This window comes from Acidovorax sp. SUPP3434 (assembly GCF_030159015.1).
Taxonomy (GTDB): Bacteria; Pseudomonadota; Gammaproteobacteria; order Burkholderiales; family Burkholderiaceae_C; genus Paracidovorax.
Genome location: NZ_BQXL01000012.1, coordinates 118,387 through 124,762, shown reverse-complemented (window position 1 = coordinate 124,762; position 6,376 = coordinate 118,387). Strand labels below are relative to the sequence as shown.

General features: G+C 61.1%; 2 protein-coding genes. Both read left to right on the top strand.

Features of this window, described 5'->3' with window-relative positions; translation table 11 throughout:
- Nucleotides 1-316 precede the first annotated feature (316 nt).
- Nucleotides 317-1,168 (top strand): hypothetical protein, encoded by an 852-nt coding sequence (locus AVKW3434_RS17985; protein WP_284406928.1) that lies wholly within the window; start codon nucleotides 317-319, stop codon nucleotides 1,166-1,168.
- Nucleotides 1,169-1,192: 24 nt separating this feature from the next.
- On the top strand, nucleotides 1,193-6,346 hold the full coding sequence (locus tag AVKW3434_RS17980) for a calcium-binding protein (RefSeq protein ID WP_284406927.1): 5,154 nt from the start codon (nucleotides 1,193-1,195) through the stop codon (nucleotides 6,344-6,346).
- Nucleotides 6,347-6,376: the final 30 nt, after the last annotated feature.

The following is a 6,376-nucleotide window of genomic DNA, read 5'->3' as shown; positions in this document are numbered from 1 at the left end:
GCGTGTGGCACTGCTCAACCGCTTCACGCAGTTGGGATGCCCGATCACGGTGCCCGCCGCTGCCGTGGCGTAGCTGCATCTGGGGTAGGGGTTATCTCGGCCTGTTTCGGGTTTGTGCAACAAAGCCGATTTCATGCAAAAGACCCAAAACGGCTCTCGGAGCGGAGAAAATCCGGACGCCTTGCGAGTGGGAACCGAGTTCAGAGCCTTGCGGGTTGGCCGCCAGGGCTTTGAAATCGGGTTTCGATCAAACGGAAAGGAAGGTGGATCTGAATAATTTCTCAACGTTGCTTCAACATGAAAGGGAGCTTGGGTAATGGACGTGGTTTCGAAGAAAAGCAAAGTGCCGCGCAAGGGGCGATGGATCATCGTCCTGCTGGTGTTGATGATTCTGTGCATGGGTTATATGGCATGGCGGTTGGTCGGGGTCGGAAGCAACGCCTTTGCCACAGGCTTTCAGTCACCGGACATGGCGGCGGCACAATATACCGACCGCACGGTGCGTGCGAATCTGGGCGGAGTGCCCGTGGCGATTCCACCGTATTTTGCGGAGTACGTGGAATATGACGGCGACCCAGGTTGGGGGGGGAAGAGACAGGGGCCGAAGCCTGTGAGGACACCGGAGTCAAAAATTAGGAGTTTTGGTTTTGATATTCGCTATCCCGACATGGCGGGCAAGAGTACGCCTGAATTATGGGATGACTACAGAAAAAGGAGGCTGGCAACAGATCAATGGATTGATGTTGGTTTTCATTCTGGCGAAAGGTATAACGGCGCTGGAAGTGCCGAACGAATAGGAGGTGGCACTATCAATTCAAAATCTGATTTTTGGCTGGATCAATATGAAAAATTGAATCAAGACGAGCACGGCCTGGAAGTTTACGCCCTTATCGGGATGGACCCGAGAGAAGGCAAGCCTGCCCGTGAGCATCAAAATGCAAAGGATATTTTTATCAAAAGAGGATGGAGTGGAAAAATCACTACCTACATCAGTTGCAGTAATCGGGAAATTCCATCAGCTCCATGCCAACAATTCTTTGATCTGGAGCCGGAAATGCATGCATCGGTCACCGTAATGTATCGCCGAGGGCTACTCTCCGAATGGCAGCAGATTCAGGAGAAGGTCAAAAAAACCGTTTTGGGTTTTTCGGTAGCCAAGCAAAATTGATTTTTATATTTCCAGCGGCAAGTAATGAACAATCTGACAATTTCGCAATTAACAACGTATCGCAGTGCCATCAATACCGGGGGTGTAACTGCCGCCCGAGCGGTTTACTCCGATCTCTATTCGCAAGGCTATAACTACGCAGGCTGGGCATTGGGGGTGGCCACCGGTAATACCATTACAGGTCAGTCGGCACTGAATTATCTCGGCGGCACGGCCATGATCGGATTGGGCGGGGATGAATGCCGCAATCTAACGCCCGCTCAAATCGACAAGATTCGCATAGACATGTCGCTTGGGTACATCGATACATTGATCACAGTGGCAAAAGATCAAAATGGTATCTTGAACCGCGATGTGGACTTCAAGGAAACAGCCAGATTTCATGAAGCTGCCTTCAGAGAGAGCGGCCTCACCCTGGACAACTGGACCCTGAACGTCCCCATGGAAATCATCCGCCGCCAGCAAGGCGACCAAGCGGTGGAAGAGCTGTGGACCCGCATCCGGGACACCGGGGGCGATGGCATCGACGCTTTGCTGATCAGCACCGGGCTGGCCAACACCGTGGGCCATGCCAGCGTGTCGCCCGATGCGGATGTCCGGCAGATGGCGCAGGATTGGATCGACAAGGTGCCGGGCGTGGCCAACTGGGCGCAGATCGGGCGGTTCATCGATGTTTTTTTCAATGCCTGGGGGTATGTCAAACCAGATGCGGCTCCGTCGCTGTTGACGGGTAATTTTTTTATCGATATTGCTGTCAATAAGCTTTTCGGGCTGGGTCGTAACTGGACAGCCCCGCGAGATCCGCTGGTCCTGGACCTGGACGGAGACGGCATCGAAGCCGTCGGCATCGACCCCGCCCGCCCCATCCTGTTCGACCACGACGGCGACGGCACGCGCAACGCCACCGGCTGGATCGCGGGCGACGACGGCCTCGTCGTGCTGGACCGCAACGGCAACGGGGTCATCGATTCCGGGCGCGAACTCTTCGGCGACCAGACCTTGAAACCCGTGGGCAGCGATGGCCGAGCGCAGACCCATGCCAACGGCTACGAGGCCCTGGCCGCAGAGGATGGCAACGGCGACAAGGTGATCGACGCCAACGATGCGGTGTATTCGCAGCTGCGCATCTGGAAGGACACCAACCAGGACGGGATTTCCCAGGCGGGCGAGCTGTACACCCTGGCCGACCTGGGCATCGCCCGCATCGGCGTGGCGGGCACTGCCAGCAATGTGAACCTGGGCAACGGCAACACCCAGCCCTTGAGCGGCAGTTTCACCCGCACCGACGGCACCACCGGCGCGAGCGGTGTGGCCGAGGTCACCGGTAGCCTGCTGCTAGCCTCCAACAACTTCTACCGCGAGTTCACCGACGACCCGGCCGTGACGGCGGCGGCGGGCGCCTTGCCCCAGATGGGCGGCAGTGGTCGGGTGCGTGATCTGCGCGAGGCAATGAGCTTGCCCGGCGAGGCGGCGCAGGGCCTGCAGGACAGCGTGGGGCGGTTCGCGGCAGCGGGCACGCGGGATGCGCAAATGGCGTTGGTCGACGAGTTGCTCGCCGACTGGGCGGGTACCTCGGAAAAACTCATCCACGGCATTGGCAGCTATGACTTGGTATCGGACGGCCATGGCAGTTTGGTCACCGCCGACAAGCCCGAGGACGACCCCACCTACGTCACCACGGCAATACTGAACCTGACTTCGGTGGCCGGCATGATGGTGCCCAACCCCCAAGCCGGCGGCACGGGCCAGTCGGATGAAATCCTGGGCGAAGCCGGTCGCCAATTGCTGCGCCGGATGAACGTGCTGGAGGTCTTCAACGGCACCAAGTTCTTCCAGATTCCGGTCCAGACCGGCTCCGGTGGCGGTGGGGGCGGCGCGGCGTCCCCAGGCGGCGGCTCGGGCGGCGATTCGGATGGCATCAGCCGCTACACGGCCACCCTGTCCGCCCCGCAGGCCGCCTTGCTCAACCAAAGCTACGAAGAACTGCGCGAAAGCGTCTATGGCGCGCTGGTCGTGCAAACGCGCCTCAAGCCCTACTTGGACAGCGTGGCGCTCACCATTGACGAAAAAGGCGTCGGCTTCGACACCACCGGGCTGTCTGCCATGCTGGATGCTCGCAAGGCGGGCAGCGAACGCGATGGGTTGATCGATCTGGTGGAATTGACCCGTTACCAGGGAAACCTGCTCACCGCCGTGGGCTTTGACGGGCTGGGCACGCTGGCGCAGTGGATCGATGCCCTGCCGGCGGGCGATGCGTTGCGCGGCGAATTGGCGGGCATGGTCCTGTCCGGTGCTGCTCCGGGAACGGGCCACAACGACCTCTACCGGGGCGGCGCGGGCAATGACACCTTCCTGGCCGGGGATGGGGACGATCAGGTGAAGGGTGGTGCAGGCGATGACCAGCTGTACGGCGGTGCGGGCGATGACATGCTGGAAGGCGGGGCAGGCAACGACCGACTCAACGGCGGGGCCGGTGCCAACACCTACCGCTTCGGCAGGGGGGATGGGCAGGATCTGATCGAGCGCAAGGTCAACGACGGCAAGATCGGTGTGCTGCGGTTCAAGGAGGGCGTGCAGGCTTCGGACTTGGTTCTGCGCCGGGTCCATGACTATGAGCGGTCCGTGCACAACGGCGCGCTGGAGGTGTCGATCGCTGGTACGAACGACAAGGTGGTCATCAACGGGTTTTTCGATAACGTGCAGAACGGCAATGGCGACCCGGTGGCGACCGACAGTTCAGTGCAGCGCTTCCAGTTCGCCGACGGCACGGTGTGGGACTTGGCCGCGATGACGCAGCGGATGCTCATGGGCACCGATGGAGCCGACCTCATCGTCGGTACGTCCGGCAACGACACGATCCGTGGCAACGGGGGCGATGTCCTCTACGGCGCGGCGGGAGACGACACGCTGGACGGCGGGGCGGGCAACGATCGGCTGAACGGCGGAGTAGGCGCAGATACTTACCGGTTCGGTAAGGGCGATGGCCAGGACGTGATCGAACGCAAGGCCAGCGACGGCAGCATCGGCGTGCTGCAGTTCAAGGACGGCGTGCAGGCCTCGGAGCTGGTTCTGCGTCGGGTCTATGACTATGAGCGGTCCGTCTACAACGGCGCGCTGGAGGTGTCGATCGCCGGCACGAACGACAAGGTGGTCATCAACGGGTTCTTTCAGAACGTGGCGAACGGTGATCCGGTGGCGACGGATAGCGCAGTGCAGCAGATCCAGTTCGCCGACGGCACGGTATGGGACCTGGCCGCAATGACGCAGCGGATGCTCAACGGCACGGATGCCGCCGACACCATCGTCGGCACGTCCGGCAACGACACGCTCCACGGCAATGGAGGCAACGACGCCTTATACGGCGCGGCTGGCGATGACGTGCTGTACGGCGGTGCGGGTGATGACCTGCTGGACGGTGCGACAGGCGACGATGTGCTCGACGGCGGTGCGGGCAATGACCGGCTCGATGGCGGGGCTGGGGCCAACACCTACCGCTTCGGCAAGGGCGATGGCCAGGACACCATCGCGTTCAAGCGCGACGGCAGCGATGGCAAGACCGGCGTGCTGCAGTTCAAGGAAGGGTTGCAGGCCTCGGAGCTGATCCTGCGTCGCGTGTATGACACCGATCGTTCTTTGTACAACAGTGCGCTGGAAGTATCGATCGCTGGCACGAACGACAAGGTGGTCATCAACGGGTTTTTCGGTAACGTGCAGAACGGCGATCCAGTGGCGACGGACAGTTCGGTGCAGCAGATTCAGTTCGCCGACGGCACGGTATGGGACCTGGCGGCGATGACGCAACGGATGCTCACAGGCACCAATGCTGCCGACACCATCGTTGGCACGTCCGGCAACGACACGATCCACGGCAATGGAGGCGATGACGCCCTGTATGGCGCGGCGGGCGATGACACGCTGGACGGCGGGGCAGGCAACGACCGGCTCAATGGTGGAGCGGGGGCCAACACCTACCGCTTCGGCAAGGGTGACGGGCAGGACGTGATCGAAACCAAGGCCAATGACGGCAAGACCGGCGTGCTGCAGCTCAAGGACGGGGTGCAGGCCTCGGAGGTGATCCTGCGCCGTGTGTATGACACGGAACGGGCCTTGTACAACAGCGCGCTGGAGGTGTCCATCGCCGGCACGAGCGACAAGGTGGTCGTCAATGGTTTTTTCAGTAACGTGCAGAACGGTGATCCGGTGGCGACGGACAGTTCGGTGCAGCAGATTCAGTTCGCCGACGGCACGGTATGGGACCTGGCCGCGATGACGCAACGGATGCTCACGGGCACCGATGGAGCCGACCTCATCGTCGGTACGTCCGGCAACGACACGATCCGTGGCAACGGGGGCGACGATGCCCTCTACGGCGCGGCGGGCGACGACACGCTGGACGGCGGGGCAGGCAACGACCGGCTCAATGGCGGGGCAGGTGCGGACACGTACCGGTTCGGAAAGGGCGATGGCCAGGACGTGATCGAGCGCAAGGCCAACGACGGCAACATCGGTGTGCTGCAATTCAAGGATGGCGTGCTGGCCTCGGATGTGACGCTGCGCCGGGTTTATGACCAGGAGCGCTATGAATCCAATGGCGCGCTGGAGGTATCGATTGCTGGCACAGCCGATAAGGTGGTCATCAACGGGTTCTTTCAGAACGGCGACCCGGTGGCGATTGAGAGTTCTGTGCAGCGGTTCCAGTTCGCTGATGGCACAGCCTGGGATCTGGCAGCGATTCAAAACCAGCTGGCGGCTGCGTCCACATCACAAGCAGGGAAGGACGCAATGATTGCCAACGATTCGACGGAATTGAACAGCGAGAGGCCTTACGTGTTCGACGATGGCGTTGCCGGCATGTCCGGCACCAACAAGCCCTATCTGTTCACGGATTTGGACGATGCCGACTTCGTGGCGCTGAAGCCGCTGGAAAAAGAAGCATCGGTCAGCGCGGTGACGCCGCTCGATTGGGGCATCGCGCCGTTGGAGCCCTCCGCAGGCGTTCAGTGGAAGCCGTTGTTTCACTCGATCGAGGCGGATGGCACCTCCGCTTCACTGGATAGCCAGGCCCGATTGCTGTCGGACGCGATGGCACAGTTTGCACCGCCTGCGGGCATCGATGCCAAGGGCGGTGCAGCGGCCCAGGATGGCCAATGGAAGGTCATTGCCGCGCATTGGCAGTAAACCTGAATCGCGCATAGACAAAAACCCTGG